Annotated in this window: 23 protein-coding genes; 12 read left to right on the forward strand and 11 right to left on the reverse strand. The window is 35.0% G+C overall.

All coding sequences use genetic code 11. The annotated features are described in order from the left end of the window. Positions 1 to 32: 32 nt before the first annotated feature. The 3 genes from IQ05_RS04255 to IQ05_RS04265 form a co-directional block, all read right to left on the reverse strand. Positions 33 to 1,028 (reverse strand): NAD(P)H-dependent glycerol-3-phosphate dehydrogenase, encoded by a 996-nt coding sequence (locus IQ05_RS04255; RefSeq protein ID WP_144890235.1) that lies wholly within the window; start codon positions 1,026 to 1,028, stop codon positions 33 to 35. 297 nt (positions 1,029 to 1,325) lie between these two features. Then, positions 1,326 to 2,489: an iron-containing alcohol dehydrogenase gene (locus IQ05_RS04260; protein WP_144890237.1), complete on the reverse strand. Its 1,164-nt coding sequence runs from the start codon at positions 2,487 to 2,489 to the stop codon at positions 1,326 to 1,328. 105 nt (positions 2,490 to 2,594) lie between these two features. Continuing rightward, positions 2,595 to 3,365, reverse strand: coding sequence for a type 1 glutamine amidotransferase domain-containing protein (locus IQ05_RS04265; protein ID WP_167496928.1), 771 nt, complete (start codon positions 3,363 to 3,365; stop codon positions 2,595 to 2,597). Between the two features lie 86 nt (positions 3,366 to 3,451). On the opposite strand from IQ05_RS04265, the gene IQ05_RS04270 reads away from it, so the two are divergent. The 6 genes from IQ05_RS04270 (at position 3,452) to IQ05_RS04295 (ending at position 8,514) form a co-directional block, all read left to right on the forward strand. Continuing rightward, complete coding sequence (locus IQ05_RS04270; protein ID WP_144890240.1) at positions 3,452 to 4,345, forward strand: LysR family transcriptional regulator; 894 nt, start codon at positions 3,452 to 3,454, stop codon at positions 4,343 to 4,345. Between the two features lie 103 nt (positions 4,346 to 4,448). Beyond that, positions 4,449 to 5,141: an NUDIX hydrolase gene (locus IQ05_RS04275; RefSeq protein WP_144890243.1), complete on the forward strand. Its 693-nt coding sequence runs from the start codon at positions 4,449 to 4,451 to the stop codon at positions 5,139 to 5,141. Positions 5,142 to 5,215: 74 nt separating this feature from the next. After that, positions 5,216 to 6,049, forward strand: a complete 834-nt coding sequence (gene prs / locus IQ05_RS04280; RefSeq protein ID WP_144890246.1) for a ribose-phosphate diphosphokinase — start codon at positions 5,216 to 5,218, stop codon at positions 6,047 to 6,049. Beyond that, on the forward strand, positions 6,046 to 6,579 hold the full coding sequence (locus IQ05_RS04285) for an NADAR family protein (RefSeq protein ID WP_144890249.1): 534 nt from the start codon (positions 6,046 to 6,048) through the stop codon (positions 6,577 to 6,579). The genes prs and IQ05_RS04285 overlap by 4 nt, the downstream gene beginning before the upstream one ends. Before the next feature lies 1 nt (position 6,580). Then, positions 6,581 to 7,045, forward strand: a complete 465-nt coding sequence (locus IQ05_RS04290; RefSeq protein ID WP_144890252.1) for a nucleoside 2-deoxyribosyltransferase domain-containing protein — start codon at positions 6,581 to 6,583, stop codon at positions 7,043 to 7,045. Continuing rightward, on the forward strand, positions 7,042 to 8,514 hold the full coding sequence (locus tag IQ05_RS04295) for a nicotinate phosphoribosyltransferase (protein ID WP_144890255.1): 1,473 nt from the start codon (positions 7,042 to 7,044) through the stop codon (positions 8,512 to 8,514). Before IQ05_RS04290 ends, IQ05_RS04295 begins: the two co-directional genes overlap by 4 nt. A gap of 45 nt (positions 8,515 to 8,559) precedes the next feature. On the opposite strand, the gene nadD is transcribed toward IQ05_RS04295, so the two are convergent. From nadD to IQ05_RS04325, 6 genes are all read right to left on the reverse strand, one after another. Further along, complete coding sequence (gene nadD / locus IQ05_RS04300; protein ID WP_144890257.1) at positions 8,560 to 9,141, reverse strand: nicotinate (nicotinamide) nucleotide adenylyltransferase; 582 nt, start codon at positions 9,139 to 9,141, stop codon at positions 8,560 to 8,562. Positions 9,142 to 9,222: 81 nt separating this feature from the next. Then, positions 9,223 to 9,795 (reverse strand): guanylate kinase, encoded by a 573-nt coding sequence (gmk, locus tag IQ05_RS04305; RefSeq protein WP_144890260.1) that lies wholly within the window; start codon positions 9,793 to 9,795, stop codon positions 9,223 to 9,225. 30 nt (positions 9,796 to 9,825) lie between these two features. Next, positions 9,826 to 10,818: a PDDEXK nuclease domain-containing protein gene (locus tag IQ05_RS04310; RefSeq protein ID WP_144890262.1), complete on the reverse strand. Its 993-nt coding sequence runs from the start codon at positions 10,816 to 10,818 to the stop codon at positions 9,826 to 9,828. Between the two features lie 10 nt (positions 10,819 to 10,828). After that, positions 10,829 to 11,689 (reverse strand): YicC/YloC family endoribonuclease, encoded by an 861-nt coding sequence (locus IQ05_RS04315; protein WP_144890265.1) that lies wholly within the window; start codon positions 11,687 to 11,689, stop codon positions 10,829 to 10,831. A gap of 186 nt (positions 11,690 to 11,875) precedes the next feature. Beyond that, positions 11,876 to 12,757, reverse strand: coding sequence for a DMT family transporter (locus IQ05_RS04320; protein WP_144890268.1), 882 nt, complete (start codon positions 12,755 to 12,757; stop codon positions 11,876 to 11,878). Beyond that, entirely contained in the window at positions 12,750 to 13,106 is a 357-nt protein-coding gene (locus tag IQ05_RS04325; RefSeq protein WP_144890271.1) for an arsenate reductase family protein, read from the reverse strand. The genes IQ05_RS04320 and IQ05_RS04325 overlap by 8 nt, the downstream gene beginning before the upstream one ends. A 76-nt stretch (positions 13,107 to 13,182) precedes the next feature. Between IQ05_RS04325 and IQ05_RS04330 the strand changes: the two genes are divergently transcribed. Both IQ05_RS04330 and IQ05_RS04335 read left to right on the forward strand, forming a co-directional pair. Beyond that, positions 13,183 to 13,638 (forward strand): DinB family protein, encoded by a 456-nt coding sequence (locus IQ05_RS04330; RefSeq protein ID WP_144890274.1) that lies wholly within the window; start codon positions 13,183 to 13,185, stop codon positions 13,636 to 13,638. Between the two features lie 38 nt (positions 13,639 to 13,676). Further along, on the forward strand, positions 13,677 to 14,135 hold the full coding sequence (locus IQ05_RS04335; protein WP_144890277.1) for a DinB family protein: 459 nt from the start codon (positions 13,677 to 13,679) through the stop codon (positions 14,133 to 14,135). Between the two features lie 194 nt (positions 14,136 to 14,329). Here the strand turns inward: IQ05_RS04335 and IQ05_RS04340 are convergent, their stop codons facing one another. After that, positions 14,330 to 15,073: a DUF3298 and DUF4163 domain-containing protein gene (locus tag IQ05_RS04340; protein WP_144890280.1), complete on the reverse strand. Its 744-nt coding sequence runs from the start codon at positions 15,071 to 15,073 to the stop codon at positions 14,330 to 14,332. 101 nt (positions 15,074 to 15,174) lie between these two features. Here IQ05_RS04340 and IQ05_RS04345 point away from each other — a divergent pair, with 101 nt between their 5' ends. Then, on the forward strand, positions 15,175 to 16,320 hold the full coding sequence (locus IQ05_RS04345; protein WP_144890282.1) for a cystathionine gamma-synthase: 1,146 nt from the start codon (positions 15,175 to 15,177) through the stop codon (positions 16,318 to 16,320). A gap of 71 nt (positions 16,321 to 16,391) precedes the next feature. Here the strand turns inward: IQ05_RS04345 and IQ05_RS04350 are convergent, their stop codons facing one another. Continuing rightward, on the reverse strand, positions 16,392 to 17,195 hold the full coding sequence (locus tag IQ05_RS04350) for a THC0290_0291 family protein (protein ID WP_144890285.1): 804 nt from the start codon (positions 17,193 to 17,195) through the stop codon (positions 16,392 to 16,394). 277 nt (positions 17,196 to 17,472) lie between these two features. Here IQ05_RS04350 and gdhA point away from each other — a divergent pair, with 277 nt between their 5' ends. From gdhA to recO, 3 genes are all read left to right on the forward strand, one after another. Beyond that, positions 17,473 to 18,816 carry an NADP-specific glutamate dehydrogenase gene (gdhA, locus tag IQ05_RS04355; RefSeq protein ID WP_144890289.1) on the forward strand — a complete coding sequence of 448 codons (1,344 nt, stop codon included), beginning with the start codon at positions 17,473 to 17,475 and terminating at the stop codon, positions 18,814 to 18,816. Between the two features lie 117 nt (positions 18,817 to 18,933). Beyond that, positions 18,934 to 21,222, forward strand: a complete 2,289-nt coding sequence (gene porZ, locus IQ05_RS04360; protein ID WP_144890292.1) for a type IX secretion system anionic LPS delivery protein PorZ — start codon at positions 18,934 to 18,936, stop codon at positions 21,220 to 21,222. Between the two features lie 54 nt (positions 21,223 to 21,276). Further along, the gene (recO, locus tag IQ05_RS04365; RefSeq protein ID WP_086455024.1) at positions 21,277 to 21,990 is read left to right on the forward strand and encodes a DNA repair protein RecO; all 714 of its coding nucleotides are present in this window, start codon (positions 21,277 to 21,279) and stop codon (positions 21,988 to 21,990) included. Positions 21,991 to 22,330: the final 340 nt, after the last annotated feature.

Below are 22,330 nucleotides of genomic sequence, written 5' to 3' on the forward strand. Positions count from 1 at the left end.
GTGTTTTTTAAATTTTGAATTCGGGTGTTATATTAGTCGAGTTTGTCTGTTAGTTTTTTAAATACCGCCTTGGCATCTTGACCTTCATACAAAATACTATGAACAGCATCTATTATTGGTGTTTTGGCACCATAAGCTTGATTGAGTTTATAAGCGCTTTTCGCTGCATAGTAGCCTTCGGAAACCATACTCATTTCCATCATGGCTGATTTTACGGTATATCCTTTACCTATCATATTGCCAAACATTCTATTTCTAGAAAAAACAGAGTATCCGGTCACCAATAAATCACCTAAATATGCTGAATCATTGATGTTGCGTTTCATGCGATGTACTTTTTTGATGAATTTTTTCATCTCGCGAATCCCATTACTCATCAATACAGACTGAAAATTATCGCCATACCCCAAACCGTGTGCAATTCCTGCTGCAATAGCATAAATGTTTTTGAGCATGGCAGCATACTCAGTACCTATAATGTCATCTGTGATTTTAGTTTTAATGTAGTTTCCTGATAAATTTTTAGCCACGGTTTTGGCTTTATCAGGATCGCCACAAGCAATGGTTAGGTATGATAGGCGTTCCATAGCTACTTCTTCGGCATGGCAAGGACCTGTTATGACACCAATATTGTAATACGGAATATCATATTTTACATGAAAATGTTCGCCTACGATCAGGCTTGTTTCTGGAACAATTCCTTTTATGGCTGAAAAGATGATTTTATCTTCTAATGAAACGGTAAGTTTCTCTAATTCTGCACCAAGAAAGGCAGATGGAATAGCAAAAATAATATAATCAGCATAGGCTATTGCCTCGTTAATATCGCTTGTAAGTTTTAATTTTTTAACGTCAAACTCAACCGAACTCAAATAGTTAGGATTGTGCTTATAGGTTTTAAGATGTTCTATTGCAGCTTCATTACGCATGTACCAAGCTATTTCGTCAAGATTTACACAAAGCATCTTAGCTATTGCTGTAGCCCAACTCCCACCACCAATTACTGCAAATTTTTTATTATCGGTCATTGTTTACTGAATTTAATCAAAAGTACTTAAAAAAGGTCTAATGAAGCAAATTTAATTATTGTCAGAGGTATTGTGTATACTAAGTTTTTTTAAAATTTGTCTTAAAAAAGTAAAATATAATTATATTTTTTTTAGTTATGGCATACTATTTTTAATTTTAAGACGTTGTAGTTAATTAGTAAGCAGTGTTTTAACATTTATTTGAATTGAGTGAGTTAGTTATATTTTAGAATGTTAAAAGGCGTTCCCTGTTTTAGAGAACGCCTTTTTATTATGATCTGTAAGCTAGTATGAGGTTTAATAACTCATTTCAACGATTGCTTTTACTTTCTCTAAAGTAATGTTTTGCTTTTCACCTAGTCCTAACCAACCTCTTTCTTTAAAGCGGTCTACTATGAAATCAGCAGTTTTATCGTACTCTTTAGTGTAGTCTGACAATTTAGTGTCCATTCCCATGGTATGAAAAAAGGCTACTGTTTTGGTGATCGCTTCATTTGCGATTTCATCCTCAGTTCCGGTTAAATTAAAGATACGTTTTCCGTATTGTGCTAATTTCCCCTTTTTGGTTTCAAACATGACGCGGTACAAATTTGGACCTACCACTGCTAATGTTCTAGCATGATCAATTCCGTACAATGCCGTAAGCTCGTGACCAATCATGTGCGTAGCCCAATCAGATGGAACTCCTTTTTGAATTAATCCGTTCAAGGCCATGGTGCAACTCCACATAAAGTTAGAAGCCAATGCGTAATCTGCTGGGTTTTCAACAACTTCTGGACCTACTTGAATTAAGGTTTGCAAAATACTTTCGGCAATACGATCTTGTAAAAAACCTTCGTGCGGATAAGTTAAATATTGCTCTAAAACGTGAGTGTAAGCATCTACGACACCATTTTGCAATTGTCTTTTTGGAAGCGATTGAATGACTGTTGGATCACATATAGAAAATTTTGGAAACAAAGCCGAACCTCCAAACGCCAATTTCTCTTGAGTAGCTTTGATAGTTACCACAGAGCCAGAATTCATCTCGCTTCCTGTTGCTGGCAAAGTAAGAACTGTTCCAAAAGGTATTACTTTAGATAAATCCTTAATCAACAATCTTTTTTGTAGAATTTCCATTGGATTTCCTTCAAAATGTACGGCTGCCGAAATGAATTTTACTCCATCAATTACTGAACCTCCACCAACGGCAAGGATAAAATCAATGTTTTGTTGCTTAATTACGTCAACCGCTTTCATCAAAGTTTCAAAATGCGGATTGGGTTCGATTCCACCAAATTCAACAATTGTAAAATCTTTTAAATTGTTAATTACTTGCTCGTGAACACCATTTTTGAAAATACTTCCACCACCATAAGCCAAAAGAATTTTAGCTCCTTGAGGCACTAGTGTAGATAGTTTTTCTATTTGTCCTTTTCCAAAAACTAAATTGGTAGGATTGTATAATTCGAAGTTTAACATGATATTTTATTTTAAAAAGAGGTACTAAGATCCTTAGATTCTAAGTTTTTAAAGCATATTTAAACCTTATTAACTTAGCTTCTCAGCATCTTAGTGACTTTTCTTTTATTTTTTTGAATTTAATTGGTTCAATAATTTTTCAGCAACTAATTTAGACGAAGCTGGATTTTGACCTGTGATTAACAAACCATCTTCTACAGCATAAGGCTGCCAATCTCCTATTTTTGAATAAGTAGCACCGTTAGCTTTCAAGGCATCTTCTAATAAAAATGGAACAACATTTGTCAATCCCACTGCTTCTTCCTCGGTATTAGAAAATCCGGTTACATTTTTACCTTTAACTAAAAATTCTCCATTTACTTTTACGTTTTTCAACACTGCTGGTGAGTGACATACAAAAGCAACAGGTTTGTTATTGGTATAAAAAGATTCAATCAATGCACTAGAGTTCGCATCAGTTGCTAAATCCCATAATGGACCATGACCTCCTGGGTAAAAAACAGCATCATAGTCAGCTTGTTTAACATCAGCTAATTTGTGTGTTTTACCTAGTTTAGCTTGTAGTTCAGTATCTTTATCAAATCTTTTAGTGTCTTCAGTTGCCGAAGATGGATCTGAACTTTTTGGGTCAATTGGTGGCTGTCCTCCTAGTGGTGATGCAATATCAATGATCACTCCTTTATCTGCTAACTCATAATAAGGTGCAGCGAATTCTTCAATCCAAAATCCTGTTTTTTCTCCTGTGTTCCCTAGTTCAGAATGACTAGTTAGAACGAATAATACTTTTTTCATCTTAGTTTTTTTTGTTTTTTGTGCCGTTGCTGATAAGCAACCCACGGTTAATACTAGTAATGCAAATAATGCGATTTTTTTCATCTTGTAATTTCTTTGTACAAATTTACGGCGATTATGTTATCAGTAAAAATAATTTAAATTATGTTTGTGATAAATATATTTATATCATGGTCAATCTAGAATGGTACCGCACCTTTAAATCAGTGTATAAAAACGGGAATTTTTCGGCTGCTGCCAAAGAGTTGTTTATCAGTCAACCCGCTGTGAGTCAGCAAATATCCATGCTCGAAGCGCACGTGGGGTACAAGCTTTTCAATAGAAAGTCAAAAGGTGTAGAACCTACAGAATACGCTAAGTTACTTAATAATTTAATCATTGAAGCATTAGACCGATTGGAAAATGTAGAAAATGGTTTTCGAGCCAAAGCATTCAACGCCAATCGGTTAATTTCAATAGGAATTTCGAAACATTTAATGTCTAGCTTGGGTAGTGCTCTGGTGTCAAAGTTTGAATATATTGACTTTAGTTTCTATGACAATGACACGTTGTTTGAATTGGTGAACGAAAAAAAACTTGATTTTGCAGTAGTTACCCAACAATATGACACCTTTGATACCATTCAGAAAAAAGTTGGAGACATCAAGCAGGTAATTGTAGGATCGCCACAAATTGATGCGGCGCCATTAAAAGCAAGTATAAAATTTAAAGATTTTGCGGCCATTGAACATTGGTTGAACGATCAAAAATGGTACAGCCACAATGCTCAAATTCCGCATATCAAATTATTTTGGTTGCATGTCTTTAACAAAAAAAGACCGTCGATGGTTCCTAACTATATCATTCCGTCTGAATATGAAATGCTCGAAATCATTTCGAGAAATACTGGAATAGGAGTAGTTTGGGATATCAATGCAAAAAAGTTACTAGCTGAAAACAAAATCCGGATGTTGTGGAACAGCAAGCAAATGCCCAGTACAGCCGTTTATGTCTTGTCAGGTAAAAATGACAATTTGAGTACTATTTTTGAGAATATTCAAGTGGAATTGAAAAAGGTTTTTTGATTATTATTTAAATTATTCATTTATCATAACTTAGAGAGCAAATTAATAAGATTAGAAGTATAAAACTATTTCTATATTTGTGTAAATCTTACGCATTTAGAATATGAGTGAAAATCAAAATATCAGAGTCGCTGTTGATGCTATAGTTTTTGGTTACCAAAACAATCAGCTTTATGTATTGTTAATACAGCAAAAATTTGGAACAAACGATTCTTATTGGGCATTGCCTGGTGGATTAGTACAAATTGATGAATCCTTGGAAGATGCTGTGAAAAGAGAGTTGAAAGAGGAAACGAACATTAGCGTTAATTATTTTGAACAGCTGTTTACTTTTGGTGATGATGTGTTTCGTGATCCTAGAAATCGTGTAATTTCAGTAGCATATTTTGCCTTAGTGGATTCCTCAAAACTTAAGGTCAAGGCCGATTCGGATGCTGAAAATGCACAATGGTTTAAAATTGATGAAGTGCCAGCTTTAGCTTTTGATCATACCATCATTTTAAGGAAGGCAATGCAGCGATTAAAGGCAAAACTCACGTATGAGCCTATAGGATTTGATCTGTTACCAAAAGAGTTCTTATTCTCAGAGCTCGAAAATTTATACTGCACTATTTTGGAAAAAGAAATAGATCGTAGAAACTTTAGAAAAAAAATACTAAGCTTTGAAATTATTGAAGAAACAGATCATTTTTCTCCTATAAAAAGCGGAAGACCTGCAAAACTATTCAAGTTTAACAAACAGAAATATAATGCTTTATTGAAGAAAGGTTTTCACTTCGAAATAAAGTTTGCGTAATTTTTACACAAAACAAATTGTTTATTGAAAAATACTATTTATATTTGCGTATAATTAACGCAAAACAAAAAACTATGATACTTAATTTAGACCCAAAACTCAAACCATTTACTGCCGAGGAGGAAATCATTTTCCAAAATTTCACTTTTTCAGGAGGAGAACCTCATATTAAAATTAATCCTGATTTTGATGTTAATCAAAAAATAACCATTACACACAGATTAAATTCTTTTAACGATTTAGGATTGCTGTGCATTGCCGTTGATGCCTTGCGAAGAATGGATGTAAAAAGAGTAGAACTTTTTATTCCCTATTTTCCCGCAGCAAGACAGGATAGAGTTATGATTAAAGGTGAGCCATTGTCAGTAAAAGTATATGCCGATATTATTAATGGAATGCAATTCGATAAAGTGTTTGTATTTGATGCACATTCTGAAGTCACCCCAGCATTAGTAAACAACTGTGAAGTGATCCCGAATCATACTTTTATTGAAACGGTTGTAAAAGCAATTGGGAACGACGTCAAATTAATTTCTCCAGATGGAGGCGCTTTAAAGAAAATCTATAAAGTTTCAGAATTTCTAGGAGGAGTTGAAGTAGTGGAATGCAGTAAAAGCCGCGATGTGAAAACAGGAAGATTATCTGGTTTCAAAGTCTATAATGACGATTTACAAGGAATGGATTGTCTGATAGTAGATGATATTTGTGACGGTGGCGGAACTTTTGTTGGTCTTGCCGAAGAACTGAAAAACAAGAATGCTGGAAAATTATATTTAGCAGTAAGTCATGGAATTTTTAGTAAAGGTTTTGAAGTTTTAGATTGCTTTGAAAAAATATTTACGACCAATTCTTTTAAAGATTTTGAAGGAGAGAGTGTTGAAGTGATAGGATTAAATCAACTGATATGAAATACAATATAAAAGATATAGCTCCCGAAAGTAAATTTTTATTTTTCTGGGGACATTCACCTTCAAAAGATGGAACTATTACCAAAACCTGTTTTAGTCAATGGTGGATTAGTCCATTTATAGTGGATGGCATTACCTATAAAACAGCAGAACATTGGATGATGGCAAAAAAAGCCGAACTGTTTAACGACAATGAAATTTTAGAAAAAATAATTCAAGCGAATTCTCCTGCCGAAGCTAAAAAATTAGGACGAGAAGTGAGGAATTATGATGATACACTTTGGTTAGCTAACAGATACGAAATTGTAAAACAAGGCAATTTTCATAAGTTCAGTCAACATTCAGATGTAAAAGAATTTCTTATAAATACTAAAGAAAGAATTTTGGTAGAAGCGAGTCCAGTTGATGCTATTTGGGGAATAGGAATGGCAAGTGATCATAAAGACATTCATAATCCTGAGAAATGGAAGGGATTGAATTTATTAGGTTTTGCATTGATGGAGGTTAGGGAGGAATTAAAAATTTATTAAAGTGAAAACAATATATAGAGCTCCAGATTCAATTGATGCTATTAATCAAGATATTCTATCTGTTTTTTTAGCTGGATCTATAGAAATGGATAAAGCTGTTGATTGGCAAAAAGAATGTGAAGAAGTGTTGAGTGCTAAGTACGTTATATTTAATCCAAGAAGAAATGAGTGGAATTCAGATTGGGAACAATCTATCGATAATGTAAAATTTAAGGAACAAGTAGATTGGGAATTAAATGCATTAGAAAAAGCAGATATCATTATTATGTTTTTTGCGAATAACACAAAATCTCCAATATCACTATTAGAGTTTGGACTTTATGCTCAATCAAATAAGATGAAAGTTGTAGTAGAAGAGAATTTTTGGAGAAAAGGGAATATTGATGTTGTATGTGAAAAATATAATATCCAACAATATAAAAGTTTAGAAGAGTTATTACAAAATCTGATAAAGTATAAATTATGAACCCACTATTATTAACAGATGGTTACAAAGTTGACCACAAAAGACAATATCCTGACGGGACGACATTAGTATATTCTAACTGGACTCCAAGAAAATCGAGAATTGAGGGTATTGATGAAGTTGTGTTTTTTGGATTGCAGTATTTTCTAAAAAAATACATCATTCAAGATTTTGATTTGCATTTTTTCAAACAGCCAAAAGAGGAAGTGGTAAAAAAATATGCGCGTAGAATCAATAATTATTTGGGTGAAAACCAAGTGGGTACCAAACATATTGAAGATCTGCACGATTTAGGATATATACCGATGGTTTTCAAAGCCTTGCCAGAAGGAGCCAGCGTGCCTATTCGCGTGCCTATGTTCACGATGTACAATACGATTGCTGAGTTTTTCTGGTTAACCAATTATTTTGAAACATTGCTTTCTGCAGTAATTTGGCTGCCTTGTAATTCGGCTACAATAGCAAAACAATACCGTATTGTTTTAGACAAATATGCCGAAGAAACATCATCAATGCTGGGGTTTGTCGATTGGCAAGGGCACGATTTTTCAATGAGAGGAATGGGTGGTATTGAAGCGGCGGTAACATCTGCAGCAGGACATTTATTGAGTTTTACAGGTTCGGATACGATTCCTGCCATTGATTTTTTTGAAGAGTATTACAATGCTAATTCTGACAGTGAATTAATAGCTGGTTCTGTTGCTGCAACTGAACATTCTGTAATGTGTATGGGTACTACCGAAGGAGAATATGAAACGTTCAAAAGATTAATTTGTGAGGTCTATCCAAAAGGAATTGTTTCTATTGTTTCTGACACTTGGGATTTATGGAAAGTATTAACAGATTATTTACCTCGTTTGAAAGATGAAATTGTTTCAAGAGAAGGAAAAGTAGTCGTGCGTCCAGACAGTGGAGATCCAGTTGACATTATTTGCGGTAATCCAAATGGTAAAACCGAACAAGAGAAGAAAGGAGTAATTGAATTGCTTTGGGATGTTTTTGGAGGTACTGTAAACGCAAAAGGATTCAAGGAATTAGTACCTCAAATAGGAGCTATTTATGGAGACAGTATTACCGTAACTAGAGCCACGGCCATCTGCGAACGATTGAAAGCTAAAGGGTTTGCTTCTACTAATGTGGTTCTTGGAATTGGTTCATTTACTTATCAATACAATACAAGAGATACTTTTGGCTTTGCAATGAAAGCGACTTATGGAGAAGTACACGGAGAAGGAAGAGCTATTTTTAAAGACCCGATTACGGATGATGGTACCAAAAAATCGGCTAAAGGATTAATGAAAATAGAATTAGTTGAGGGTCAATATACTTTGACAGATGAAGTGTCTTGGGAAGAAGAACAAAAAGGGGAATTGAAAGAAGTTTTCAGTGACGGAAAACTCTTAATTGACCAAAGTTTATTTGAAATTCGAAGTCGAGTTAAGAATAGTGTGTTGCAACCAAGTGTGTAAAACAAAAAGCCTAAATGTAAATTTTCATTTAGGCTTTTTTTGATTTTATTTCTTATAAAAATTATTGTGATCAATATACTCCCAAACTTTTGCAGGCAACAGCGGTTGAATGTTTTTGCCTTTTTTGATGTTGTCACGGATAAAAGTTGCTGAAATCTCTACAACAGGCGCATCAATCAGATGGATTTTTGGGTGGTTTTTAAACTCCAAATTTTCTTCTTCAGTTGAGATTCGTGGGTACACATAAACGTCATGACGTTCAAGGATTACTTCGTAGTTTTTCCATTTGTGTAAGGACTTCAAATTGTCTTCTCCCATGATTAAAGAGAATTCGTAGTTATGATATTTTTCCTCTAAATGTACAAGCGTATTTACTGTATAATTAGGTTGCGGTAGTTTAAATTCAATATCCGATGGTTTGATTTTTGGGAAATCCTCAGTAGCTAGAAACACCATTTGCAAACGATGGTAATCATCAAGTAGTGTGCTTTTTTTCTTCAAAGGATTGTGTGGCGTAACTACCATCCAAACTTGATCCAAATCAGAGTGCTCTGCCATGTGATTGGCAATAATAAGATGCCCAACATGAATGGGATTAAAGGTTCCGAAATAAAGTCCGATTTTCATTAATTTAAAGATTTAAAAATTTAATGATTTAAAGATTAGAAATAATTTTTGAATTTTTCAATTCTTTAATTTTTAAATCTTTTAATCCTCAACAAAATCCTTCACCAATTGATACGCTTCCTCAAGTGCAACTGGCAAATCATAGTTTTTGATAATCACATCAAATTGTGGTGCAGTTGCAAGTTCTACTGATGCCTTAGCGATACGCATATTGATTTTATCATCACTTTCAGTGGAGCGTTCCTTCAATCGTCTTTTAAGTTCATCCACGCTTGGTGGTTTCACAAAAACAGCAAGAGTTTCCTCTGAAAATTTATGTTTGATGCGCAATCCGCCGGCAACATCAATATCAAAAATTACGTTTTTACCGAGTGCCCAGATACGTTCTACTTCGCTTTTTAAGGTTCCGTAAAAATTATCGCGGTAGACTTCTTCCCATTCTACGAAATCTTCGTTTTTAATGTGCGTTTTAAAATCTTTCAGCGACATAAAATAGTAATCCTTGCCACTTACTTCTTCACCACGAGCCTCGCGCGTAGCTGCTGATATAGAAAACTCTAAATTCAAGTCTTCTTGTTTTAATAAATGCCTAACTATAGTAGTTTTTCCTGAACCTGACGGTGCAGAGAATACGATTAATTTTCCTTTTTTCATTTGTATGATGAATTTGTTTAGGTGTGTGAATTAGTGACCTAATAATTTCAATTTTATTTTTTCTCGTTCAATCTCTTCTATCAATTCTTTTTCGCTAGGCAAATACGGTAGGTATTTTGTAGCAAAAAGGTGTGGTGAATCATTGACAATAGAGTATTTAACAACTGTTTCACTTTTTTCAGTACAAAGAATTATACCAATGGTTGGTAAATCGCCCTCTGGTTTTTTTAAATCATCAAACATACGACGGTACATATCCATTTGGCCAATATCTTGATGAGTGAGTTTGCCTATTTTTAAATCAAATAAAACAAAACATTTTAAGAGATAATTATAAAAAACTAAATCAATATAGTAATGTTCAGTTTCACTACTTATGCGGTATTGTCTTCCTACAAATGAAAATCCTTTACCAAGTTCCATCAAGAAAACCTGAAAATTCTCTATCAAAATACTTTCTACTTCTTGTTCTGAATGACTTTTAGGTTCTGGAATATCTAAGAACTCAAACACATAAGGGTCTTTGATAAAGTCTTTAATGTTGATCTTCGTTTCGGCTACTTCATTCTTTAAAATCGTTTTAGAGGATAGTAGTCGATTGTAGTAAAACGTTTTAATATTTCGCTCTAAAGTTCGTACACTCCAGTTTTCTTGACTAGCTTCTGTAAGATAATATTGTCTAGCCTCAAGGTTGTCAATTCGCATGATGAGTCTATTGTGGCTCCAGCTTAATTTGCTACACAGTGTGTAGCAAATTTGTTCATCAGGATAAGTCAAGTAAAATTGTCGAAAATTGCGAAGATTAGCAGAAGAAAATCCTTTTCCGAATTCAGCAGATAAATTCTTTGACAATTCTTTTAAAACTGCTTCGCCATAGTTGGCTTTTTCTTTGCCATTTTGCTCTTGAACAACAATTTTTTGTCCAATTTTCCAATACGCTTCAATCATTGCAAGATTGATTGCCCGATACGATTGTTGTCGGGCTGTGATCAATATTTGCTTTATTTCTTGAATGTACTGCATCTTTAATTATCTAGAGCACATTCAATACCTGTTCTTTAATTTTCTCCAATTCGTCTTTCATTTGAACGACTAATTTTTGCATTTGTGCGTGATTTGACTTGGAACCCATCGTGTTGATTTCACGTCCCATTTCTTGAGTAATAAAACCTAATTTTCTACCGTTAGCTTCGGTTCCGTTGATGGTTTCCAAGAAATAATCGAGGTGATTCGTCAAGCGTACTTTTTCTTCGGTGATGTCTAGTTTCTCTAAGTAGTAAATCAATTCTTGTTCAAATCGATTTTCATCTACATTGACTTTCAATTCGGCAATAGCAGTTTGCAAACGATCTTTAATAGCTTGCACACGTTCTGGATCAAGCGCGAGTGCCTCGGTCATGTATTGACGAATGTTACCAATACGCAATTGGAATTCTTTTTCAAGTGACATGCCTTCATCTTGCCTGAAGTTCAAAATGTTTTGCAACGCTTCTTGAATCACGGTTTGGATCTGAACCCAATCATTTTCGTCAATTTCTTCGCGTTCTATTTTCATGGTATCCGGCATGCGAACAGCCATTTTCATGAGTTCAGTTTCATCAGCTTGTGGGTATACTTCACGCAATTGATTGATGTATGCTTTTACAATCGGTACATTGACTTTGGTAGAAGTTTGTTCAGCAGTACTTTCTATAAAAAGAGAAAAATCTACTTTTCCGCGTTCGAGTTTCAGCGCAATTTGGTTGCGTAAACCCAGTTCCATTTCGCGGTACAGCGAAGGCATGCGTACATTTAAATCCAAACCTTTACTGTTCAAGGATTTTACTTCGACTGTTATTTTTTTGGTTGGTAGTTGCAACGTCGCTTTACCAAAACCGGTCATTGATTGTATCATATCATTTTATAAAAAGAGCTCAAAGATAAGGAAAAACTTTTTCAGTCTCAGTCTCAGTTTTTAGTGTGTAGTTTGCAGTATTTAGTCATCGTTTTCAGTCTCAGTTTTCAGCAATCAAATTCGCAACCAAATCTCATTTTTGTAGACTACTTTTTACGACTGCCAACTGCAACTGCCCACTGTAAACTAGTTCTTTTTCATCGTCACCAAAAAAACGCCGGTAAATATCAATAGAGCCGACGCTATTTTTACCAAACTCAACTCATCTTTACCCAAACTGATGGCAAAAATGGTTGCAAATAAAGGTTGTAAATAGATAAAAACGGCCACGGTTGTTGGTTTTAATTCTTTCATCGAAAGCAAATTCAATAAATACGTGAAGAAAGTTGAAAAAATCACTACAAATCCTATTTTCCATCCAATAGCTGCGGGTATTACAGCCCAATCAACAGCTTGAAATTGGCTCCAGCCAAAAGGCAAAACCATTAAAAAACCAAACAAATAAATCCATTTTACAAACGTAAAAGCATTGTATTTATCCATTAATTTCTTGACTACAATAAGATAGAACCCATACGAAATGGCATTGACCAAAACGAGAAAATTCCCCAATCCAGCATTGGTAGCATTGCCAATAGACTTGCCGTATAAAATTAAAAACGCAGTTCCTATAAGTCCTAGGATGATTCCAAAAACTTTTCTTTTTTGCATACGTTCTTTCATGATAATGGCCGAAAGTGTCAATACAATCATGGGAGTAGACACCATAATTACTGCTGCACTTATGGGCGAAGTCAAGCTTAATCCTTTAAAAAAAGTAAGCATATTAAAGGCCACACCAAAAAAAGCAGCCGCTATAATTCTAGGAAAATCACCAATCTCAATTTTTTCCTTTGGCATAAAAAGCCAAACCAACCAAAACAAAAGTACCGAGCCACCTACACGCAGCAAAATAAACCCATACGCATCAATATAGAAAGGCATAACATCCTTAGCAATGGTAAAGGTTACACCGTAAATAATAGAGACCAGTGTAGCGCCAATGAGTGCGAGATTTCTTTTAGACATGGGCAAGAACAAGATTTACTTGATGCATGTTTTGTTGGCTGTTGCCAATGTAGATTTTGTCTTTGATAATAAATACCGGACGACTCAAAAACGTATAATGTTCCAAAATGTATTTTTTGTAATCGTCTTCGGTTAAGGATTTATTTTTCAAATCCATTGATTTGTAAAGCTGTGCTTTTTTACTAAAAAGTGCTTCGTAACTGCCTGCAAGTTTGCGCATTTGCTCTAATTCTTCCAGCGTAATGGGGTCTTGTTTGATATCGTGAAATTTAAAATCATGTTCTTTAGGTAATGATTTTATAATTTTTCTGCACGTGTCGCAAGATGCGAGATAGTATATTTTGTCCATGGATAACATAATTTCTTTGTGCAAAGAAAATTCATTTGACACGGAAAATGATTATTTTTATAGAAAAAATAAAAAAATGCATCAAACATTTGATATTGCCAAAGCAAGTAGAAAAGTGTTGTCACAATTTCTGGAAAATTATACTTTGGAACAACTAAATAAAAGGGCTCCGGGATTTAACAACAATTTAATTTGGAATATCGCCCATATTGTGGTTACACAACAAAGGTTAGTTTATAAATTTTCGGGAGTGCCTATGATTATTTCTGACGAATTATTCGAAAAATACAAAGGTGGAACCAAGCCACTTCAAGATGTTACACAAGCTGAGGTTGATGAAATCCAGTCATTGCTTTTTGAAACTATTAATCAAACCGAAGCTGATTTTAATAATAAATTCTTTAAAGATTATCAGGAATATAAAACCTCAATAGGCCTGACTATTAAAAACATTGAAGATGCATTATCTTTTAATAACTATCATGAGGCGCTACACATGGGCATCATTATGAGTATTAGAAAGTTTGTATAAGTCAAAAAATGATTATTTTTATAGAAAAAATAAAAATCATGAAGCAATTATTTGATGTAGCTACAACCAGTAGAAAAATGATGTCGAAATTCTTAGATAGCTATTCGCTGGATCAATTGAATGCCATACCGCTAGGATGCAGCAATAATTTAATCTGGAACATTGGGCACATTATTGTCTCCCAGCAAATGCTAGTGTACAAACTTTCGGGTTTGCCTATGTTAGTTTCAGAGGAATTGGTGGAGAAGTATAAAAAAGGAACCCGCCCAGAGGGAGATGTTACACAAGCCGAAGTAGACGAAATAAAGGCCTTATTGTTTGCAACTATAGCGCAAACCCAACGGGATTATGAGCAGAAAAAGTTTGTTTCTTACATGGAGTACACCACTTCTACGGGTGATCACGTCCTGCAAAATGCCGAAGATGCCTTGGCTTTCAGTAATTTCCATGAAGGCTTACATATAGGCAATATGCTCATCATTCGAAAGTTTATCTAGGAGCCATATCCCGCCATTCGTTTCATCTCTGGCCCAAAACCCTATTTTTTCAAAGGCATAAAAGGAGCTTCCTGCGGTCGCTCTTTTCTACCAAGAAAAAATAGAGTTTTGGGCCAGAGGATTTTCACTGCTGTCGGGGCTAGGGGATAGCGCTTTGTTGATAAAGATATTTTGTAAAGCAGACTGATCTTTTTTTACTTCAATTTCAAATAGGATTCTATTGTTGCGTACGATAGCAATAATTCTTTTGGCCCATCGGCATAGGATGCTGCTTCGTAGGAGTTGTAATAAAGCAGTAATCCTTTATCAGTGTAAAAAATATTTTGAGGAAGCGCAAATTTATCCTCTTCAAACATCAATCCCGTAGCGTTTATCGATGCCGTACTTGGGATTTTATATTTGGCTCTGAATTTCTTTTCGGCGAAAGCCATAAAAGCAGCTTTATCCTTAAAAATAGCTTCGTTTGTAATAGTCTTACCTGTTGATGGGTCAAACAATAAAGAACGCAAACCTTGATAGCCATGAGCACCTCCCGTATAGGTGTAATGATTGATTTCTAGATTCAAAATCCCTTCTGATTGGTACCCTACTTTCCCTGTTACAGTAGCCTCCCAGCCAATAGTTTCACTTGGAAAATCTTTGTGTAATTTCTCGTAGGAATCAATAAAAGCAGTGGTTAAATCTTTATAATTTGTTGCGGCATATGGCTTTTCACCAAAGTAAACAATCTCTTTCAATACAGAAAATACTTTTTGGTTAATACTATCGGTCTCCACAGAATTGTCTTGTGCAACTGGAATTTTGATACTGATTTGTGGGCAGTTTTCTTGGCAAGCAATCTTCGATTTTTTTTCGAAAGAAACAGAAGTAAAGTGAAGTTCCTTTGTACAACTAGTTAAAAAAAGGAATAGTACTCCAAAAACGAAATAAGGTTTCATTTGTAAATTGTTAATTATATACAAAGGTATCAACTTGTAGCTTGGTTAAAATAAATTAAAGGGTAAATTTGTGAAACATTTAGGTAATAAAATCAAACGATATGAAATTCAATACAAAGGTAATCCACGGTGGGCAACACCATGATCCAAGTACAGGAGCAGTTATGCCGCCAGTATATCAAACATCAACATTTGTACAAACTAGCCCAGGGCAGCCATTAAATCCAGACTATGAATACAGTAGGGCTGCAAATCCTACCAGAAGCGCTCTTGAAAACGCTTTGGCAAGTATTGAGAACGGAACTCGTGGATTGGCTTTTTCATCAGGATTAGCGGCTACTGATTGTGTGTTGCGATCTTTCAAAGCAGGAGACGAAATCATTGCTATGGATGATTTATATGGAGGAACGTACCGAATGTTTACGCGTATTTATAAAGATTCAGGAATAAAATTCCATTTTGTTGACATGAATGATTTAGAAAAATTCAAGTCGTTAATCAATGAAAACACAAAGATGGTTTGGGTAGAAACGCCTACAAACCCTTTAATGAAACTAGCCGATATTCAAGAAATTGCAAAAATCACGAAGGAAAACAACATTCTTTTTGCAGTTGATAACACTTTTGCAACGCCTTATTTGCAAAAACCATTAGACTTGGGAGCTGATATTGTAATGCATTCTGCCACCAAATATCTAGGTGGACACTCTGATGTTATTGCGGGAGCTTTGATTGTAAAAGATGAAGCGCTAGGAGCACAATTGCATTTTCAACAATTTGCTACGGGAGCTACACTTGGACCCATGGATAGCTTCTTAGTACTTAGAGGTATAAAAACTCTGCACTTGCGCGTACAAAGACATTGTGAAAATGGAGCTAAGGTGGTGGAGTTTTTAAACAATCATCCAAAAGTAAAAACAGTATATTATCCTGGATTACCGAGTCATCCCTATCATGAAATTGCTAAAAAACAAATGAGTGGTTTTGGCGGAATGGTATCTTTTACATTTGTATCGGGTAAAAAAGAGGATGCAATTGACTTTCTAGAAAAAGTTAAGGTATTTACTTTGGCCGAATCTCTTGGTGGTGTAGAGTCTTTAGCCAATCATCCAGCGTTGATGACACACGCATCTATCCCTGAAGATAAACGTAAGGAAATTGGAATTACGGATGATTTGGTTCGTTTGAGCGTAGGTATCGAGGACGCCGATGATTTGATCGAAGATTTGAAACAAGCATTGGCTTAAAATAAAAAACAAACCCCAAAACAGAAAGAATGTTTTGGGGTTTGTTTTTATACGTATAGAGGTTTAATTAATTAATCTAAATAATGAATATATCCTACATTAAACCACACGAGCCAATCATTAGCTTTGTTTTCTTTATAAATTTTTGGGTTGGGATTAAGCCCGTCAACCCAGTTGGAAAAAAAATATTGAAATCGTAAATCGACCATCAAATCACCAGAATCGGTTAATTTATATCGAGATCCAACACTTGATACAACAGACCAAACGGTACCTTGTTCTGATGAAAAACCGTAAGGACGCCCTTCAGAAGGGGTGAGGTATTTAGGGAATGTAGTTGCAGCATTTCCTAGCGGTCCTAATGAAGATTCAGCTTTGGCGTTGTAGGCACTAAACTGGCCACCTAAACTGATAAAAGGAGCAAAACCTCCCGTAACAGCTGTAAAATCTCTTATGTTCCAAGGGTAAAATTCAAGTTGCATTCCAAGGTTTGCCACCGCAGTACTTCCAGTCATGGCTCGTAATTGTTGAGCTCCAAGTGAATTTTTACTCGGGTCAACATATTCACCAAAATGCTTTAGATTTGTTTTGTTATAAGACAACTCAGTCCTTAGCTTGAAGTGCTGGTTGAAAAAAGTTCTTGAAGTGTAATTATAATTCTTGTCGTAAGTAAAGTTCAGGTAATGAACTAACCCAATACCGATTCCTGTGTTACCAGCATTTGTTGAAAAATCATATCGCTCACCATAATCCGATTGAAATGCTATTGGACCCGCAATAATACCTACTTCGTGCGAAAAACCGTCGAATTGAGCATTTGAATTGTTAGAAAATCCAAATATCAGTGCTAAAAGTGGTATTATGTGTCTGGCCATTAGGAGCTAGTGTTTTCAAATCTTCACAAATATATAAAAACATCGAGTATTAAGAAGTAGAAAAACGAATTAAAAATAAGCAGACAAAATCTTATTTACTTACGAAAGTGTTAAACATTAGCTTCAAAACAACATATCTTGAACATAATTGTTTGTTAATGGATAATAAAAAGATAATTCTATTGATAAATTTTAAAAACTGAGTCCGAATATTTTTATAAGATGTATATTTGTATATTATAACGAAATCGTTTTCTTAATTAATTACTTATATACTATGTTACTAAAAATAAATGATTTTATGGCTCAAGTTGAGGCCAAGAATCCAAATGAACCTGAATTTATTCAAGCTGTTAGGGAATTTGCAGAAACTGTAATTCCATTTATTGCAGAGCAAAAAAAATACGATGGAAAAAATTTACTGCTTAGAATTACTGAGCCAGAGCGTTCTATTATTTTTAGAGTTCCTTGGGTTGATGATAAAGGAGAGATTCAAGTAAACAGAGGTTTTAGAATTCAAATGAACTCTGCCATTGGTCCATACAAAGGAGGAATTCGTTTTCACAATACCGTAAATTTATCAGTACTTAAGTTTTTAGCATTCGAACAAGTTTTTAAAAACAGTTTGACTACATTACCTATGGGTGGTGGAAAAGGAGGTTCTGATTTTGATCCACAAGGTAAATCAGATGCTGAAGTAATGCGTTTTTGCCAATCGTTTATGACAGAATTGTGCAGACACATTGGGCCACAATTAGACGTTCCAGCTGGTGATATTGGTGTAGGAGCTAGAGAAATAGGATATTTATTTGGTCAATATAAAAGAATCAGAAATGAGTTTACTGGTGTTTTAACTGGTAAAGGATTAGCATACGGTGGATCTTTGATTAGACCAGAAGCTACTGGTTACGGTGTGGTATATTTTGCGGAGCAAATGTTAAACACTATCGGACAAAACATCAAAGGAAAAAGAGTTTCTATTTCTGGATTTGGAAATGTAGCATGGGGTGTTGCCTTAAAAGTAAATGATTTAGGTGGAAAAGTAGTTACTATTTCTGGTCCTGATGGATATATCTATGATGAAGAAGGAATTTCAGGAGATAAGATTGACTTCATGCTTGAAATGAGAGCAAGAGGTGATAACAGAGCTGAAGCGTATTTAGAAAAATATCCAAATGCTGAATTCCACAAAGGAAAAAGCGTATGGGAAGTGAAAGTGGATGTTGCAATCCCATGTGCTACTCAAAACGAGTTGAACGAAGAAGATGCAAAAAAATTAATTGCAAACGGAGTAATGTGTGTAACAGAAGCTGCTAACATGCCATGTACTCTTGAAGCAATAAAAGAATTCTTGAAAGCTAAAGTACTTTTTGCACCTGGAAAAGCTGCAAATGCTGGAGGAGTAGCTGCTTCAGGACTTGAAATGACACAAAACTCTATCCGTTTAAACTGGACTAGTGAAGAGGTTGATTCAAGACTTAAAGAAATTATGGTTGGAATTCACAATCAATGTAAGCAATATGGTACAGATGAAGAAGGATATGTAAACTACGTAAAAGGAGCAAACATAGCTGGATTTGTAAAAGTTGCCGATGCAATGCTAGCACAAGGAGTGGTATAATACACTGCTTAAATTATAATAAACCTTCTATCGTGTATTCGGTAGAAGGTTTTTTTATGTAACAAATAGCCTTAACTTTCGTTTGTTTATATTTGTAAATCAATAGTGCTACAAAGGATGAAAAAGTTTTTTTCGCTTATCTTACTTTTTACAGGGATGTTTTTGGGTTTTGCCCAAAGTGACTTATCCTGGCAAGGTTATTTTTCTTATTCTGAAATTAAAGATATTTCACAAGCCCCAAATACTGTTTTCGCAGCTTCAGAAAACGCTTTGTTCTCTAAAAACACAGGTACAAATATTATAAAAACAACTACTACGGTTGATGGACTCTCAGGAGAAACTATTTCTACGATATATCATAGCACAGCGCTCAACAAGACTGTAGTGGGGTACGAAAACGGACTTATTATAGTGATTAATGAGCAGGACGGAAGTATGTTGAGAATAGTAGACATTATCAATAAAAAACTGTCTCCTACTATAAAAAAAATCAATCATTTCTTAGAACATCAAGGAATACTTTATGTCTCCTGTGATTTTGGGATTGTACAGTTTAACTTATCAACCATGCAATTTGGGGATACCTATTTCATTGGCGACGGCGGGACGGAAATGCAGGTACATCAAATGGCATTTTTTAATGGATATTTTTATGCTGCTACTTCCAGTGGAATAAGAAGAGCCTTAGCAACAAACCCTAATTTAATTGATTATAATCAGTGGGAAACGCTAGCATCAGCCTCTTGGATAGGAATTACAACTCTTAATCAAGAATTGTATGCTGTCAATGCTACAGGAGCAATCCAAAAATATAATGCAGTTACAAATGCTTTTGTGCTATTTTCACAATTGCCAAATCCAGCAATAGATATGAGAGTTGGAGCAGGTATTATGGTTGTGAGTACTCCAAGCACACTATATTTGTATAACGGTCAAATGATTTTGCTTCGGGAACTAAGCGCCAATCAGATTCCTGAGACCAACATCACCTTTACGTGCGCTACCGTAATTGGTGATACGGTATATATTGGCACACAAGAAAACGGATTATTTACAACCGCTCTTAATGGATCATCCGTATTTGAAAACAGTACACCCTCGGGACCATTAAGAAATAATATTTTCGCTTTAGATCTCACGCCATCTGTGCTTTGGGCAGTGTACGGAGAATTTGCAGGGGATTATAATCCATTTCCGTTGGATAGCTATGGCATTAGCAAATATAATAAAGAAGGCTGGCTTAATATTCCTTATGAATCGGTATTAGGAGCGCAAACTATAGGTAAAGTAATTGTGAATCCAATAAACGAAAATCAAGTGTATGCGAGTTCTTTTTTTTCAGGGCTTCTCAAAATTGAGAATGATGTTCCAACCATTTTATTCAATCAAACCAACAGCGGATTAGAGTCGCTTACTTTTGGTGGACCTAATAATGTTGATATAAGAATCAATGCAACAGCATTTGACAAGTCGGGGAATTTATGGGTGACCAATAGTAGAATTAAAAACGGGCTTAAAGTTTTGCGTACCAATGGGCAATGGCAAAGCTATGCCATGGATAAAATTCTAGATGTGCCCGAAGAGAATAATTACGGCGCCATTGTAATAGATAAAAACGGTACAAAATGGCTGGCTACAAGTGAAGGTGGTGTGGTGGGATTCAATGAAAACGGGGCCGCTTTTAAGAAAATGACTGTGGGTGCCGATACTGGAAATTTACCCATTTCAAACGTAAGAACTGTAGCTTTAGATACTAGAAGCCAACTTTGGATAGGAACATCAAAAGGGTTGAGGGTTTTGAATAGCGTGAATAATTTCCTCTCAGATACGCCCTTAAAAGCTAATCCTGTTATAATCATTGATGACAATCTGCCTCAAGAATTGTTATTTGAGCAATTTATCACGTCCATTGTTGTAGACGGTGCTAATAATAAGTGGATAGGAACCGCTGATGCGGGACTTTTTCTTGTATCACCAAACGGTCAGGAAACCAAATACCATTTTACAACAAGCAATTCTCCGCTACCCAGCAACACTATTAATGACATTGATATTAATGGGATAACTGGCGAAGTATTTATTGCTACTAGTAAAGGCATGATATCATTCAAGGGAGTTGCTACCAAGGCAAATGATGATTTAAGTAAGGCTTATGTATATCCTAATCCTGTTCGGCCAGATTTTCAAGGAACTGTAAAAATTGCAGGATTATTAGACAAAGCAAATGTTAAGATTACCGATGTGGGCGGAAACTTAGTATATGAAACTACCTCCGAAGGCGGAACAATAGAATGGGACACAACCGCTTTTGGGAAATACAAGGTTGCATCTGGAGTTTATATGATTTTTATTTCGGCACAAGATGGTGTTGAAACTACCATTAAAAAAGTAATGATAATTAGATAATTTAGAGAGATGAATTTTTCAATCTTTATATTTTTCAATCTTTAAATTAAAATTGTGCAAGTCAAAACCAAAGCTATTGTTCTTTCATCACTAAAATTTCAGGAGAAAAGCTTGATTGTAAAATGTTTTACCCTATCGCACGGTTTAAAATCATATTTTGTTAGGGATGCTTTTTCGAGTCGGAAAGCGAGTCAAAAAAAGGCTTATTTTCAGCCTTTGACCATTCTTGAAATTGAGGCCGTTCATAAAAACAAAGGCACTTTAGAAAATTTTAAAGAGATAAAAATCAGCTCAGCTTTTCATTCCATACACTCCGATATTTATAAGAGCACCATGGTGATGTTCATTTCAGAAATGCTCCACCATTCCATTCACGAAGAGGAAGAAAACGAGCCCCTTTTTACTTTCCTAGAAACCGCATTACATTGGCTAGACAACCACGATGAAATAGCTAATTTTCATCTAATACTATTATTAGAAACCACCAAATATCTCGGTTTTTACCCCGATACTTCGGATATGGACATGGCTTTTTTTGAAATGACCGAAGGTATTTTTACACCCTTTCACGCCATCAGTTCGCTTACAGAACACGAAAGTAATTTGTTTAAAAAACTGATTGATTTAAAATTCGACAACAATCAAAAAATTTTCCATGTCATAGAACGCCAAATCCTGCTGAAAATATTGATTGATTACTACAGTTTCCATTTAGACGGATTTAAAAAACCAAAATCACTCGATGTTTTAAAAGAGGTTTTCTCCTAAAATCTTGGGCGTGCCCCTGCGTAAAAACTCCGGGTCAGGCTGTCCGCTGTATCTTTTATTCCGTAAACTCCATAAAAGGATGCCGCTTCCATCCTTCACGCAAAACCTTAAGATAAATCATAAAGAAGTAAAATTCTGTAAGATTTATTTATATATTAGCAATAAATAAAAGCAGCTGTTTGCCAGATAAAGCACCTTGTTTTGAGTGTAGATGCGCAATAGCGTTGCGTGTATTTATGAGTTGTGTGATATCGCTGAAAAAAACGTATCTAATCAACAACTTTTTTAAAAGACTACTCTTAAAATAGTTTATTACGTACCAAAATATTATTTTTGAAAA

The sequence above is a fragment of the Flavobacterium tiangeerense genome (assembly GCF_007830355.1).
Lineage (GTDB): Bacteria > Bacteroidota > Bacteroidia > Flavobacteriales > Flavobacteriaceae > Flavobacterium > Flavobacterium tiangeerense.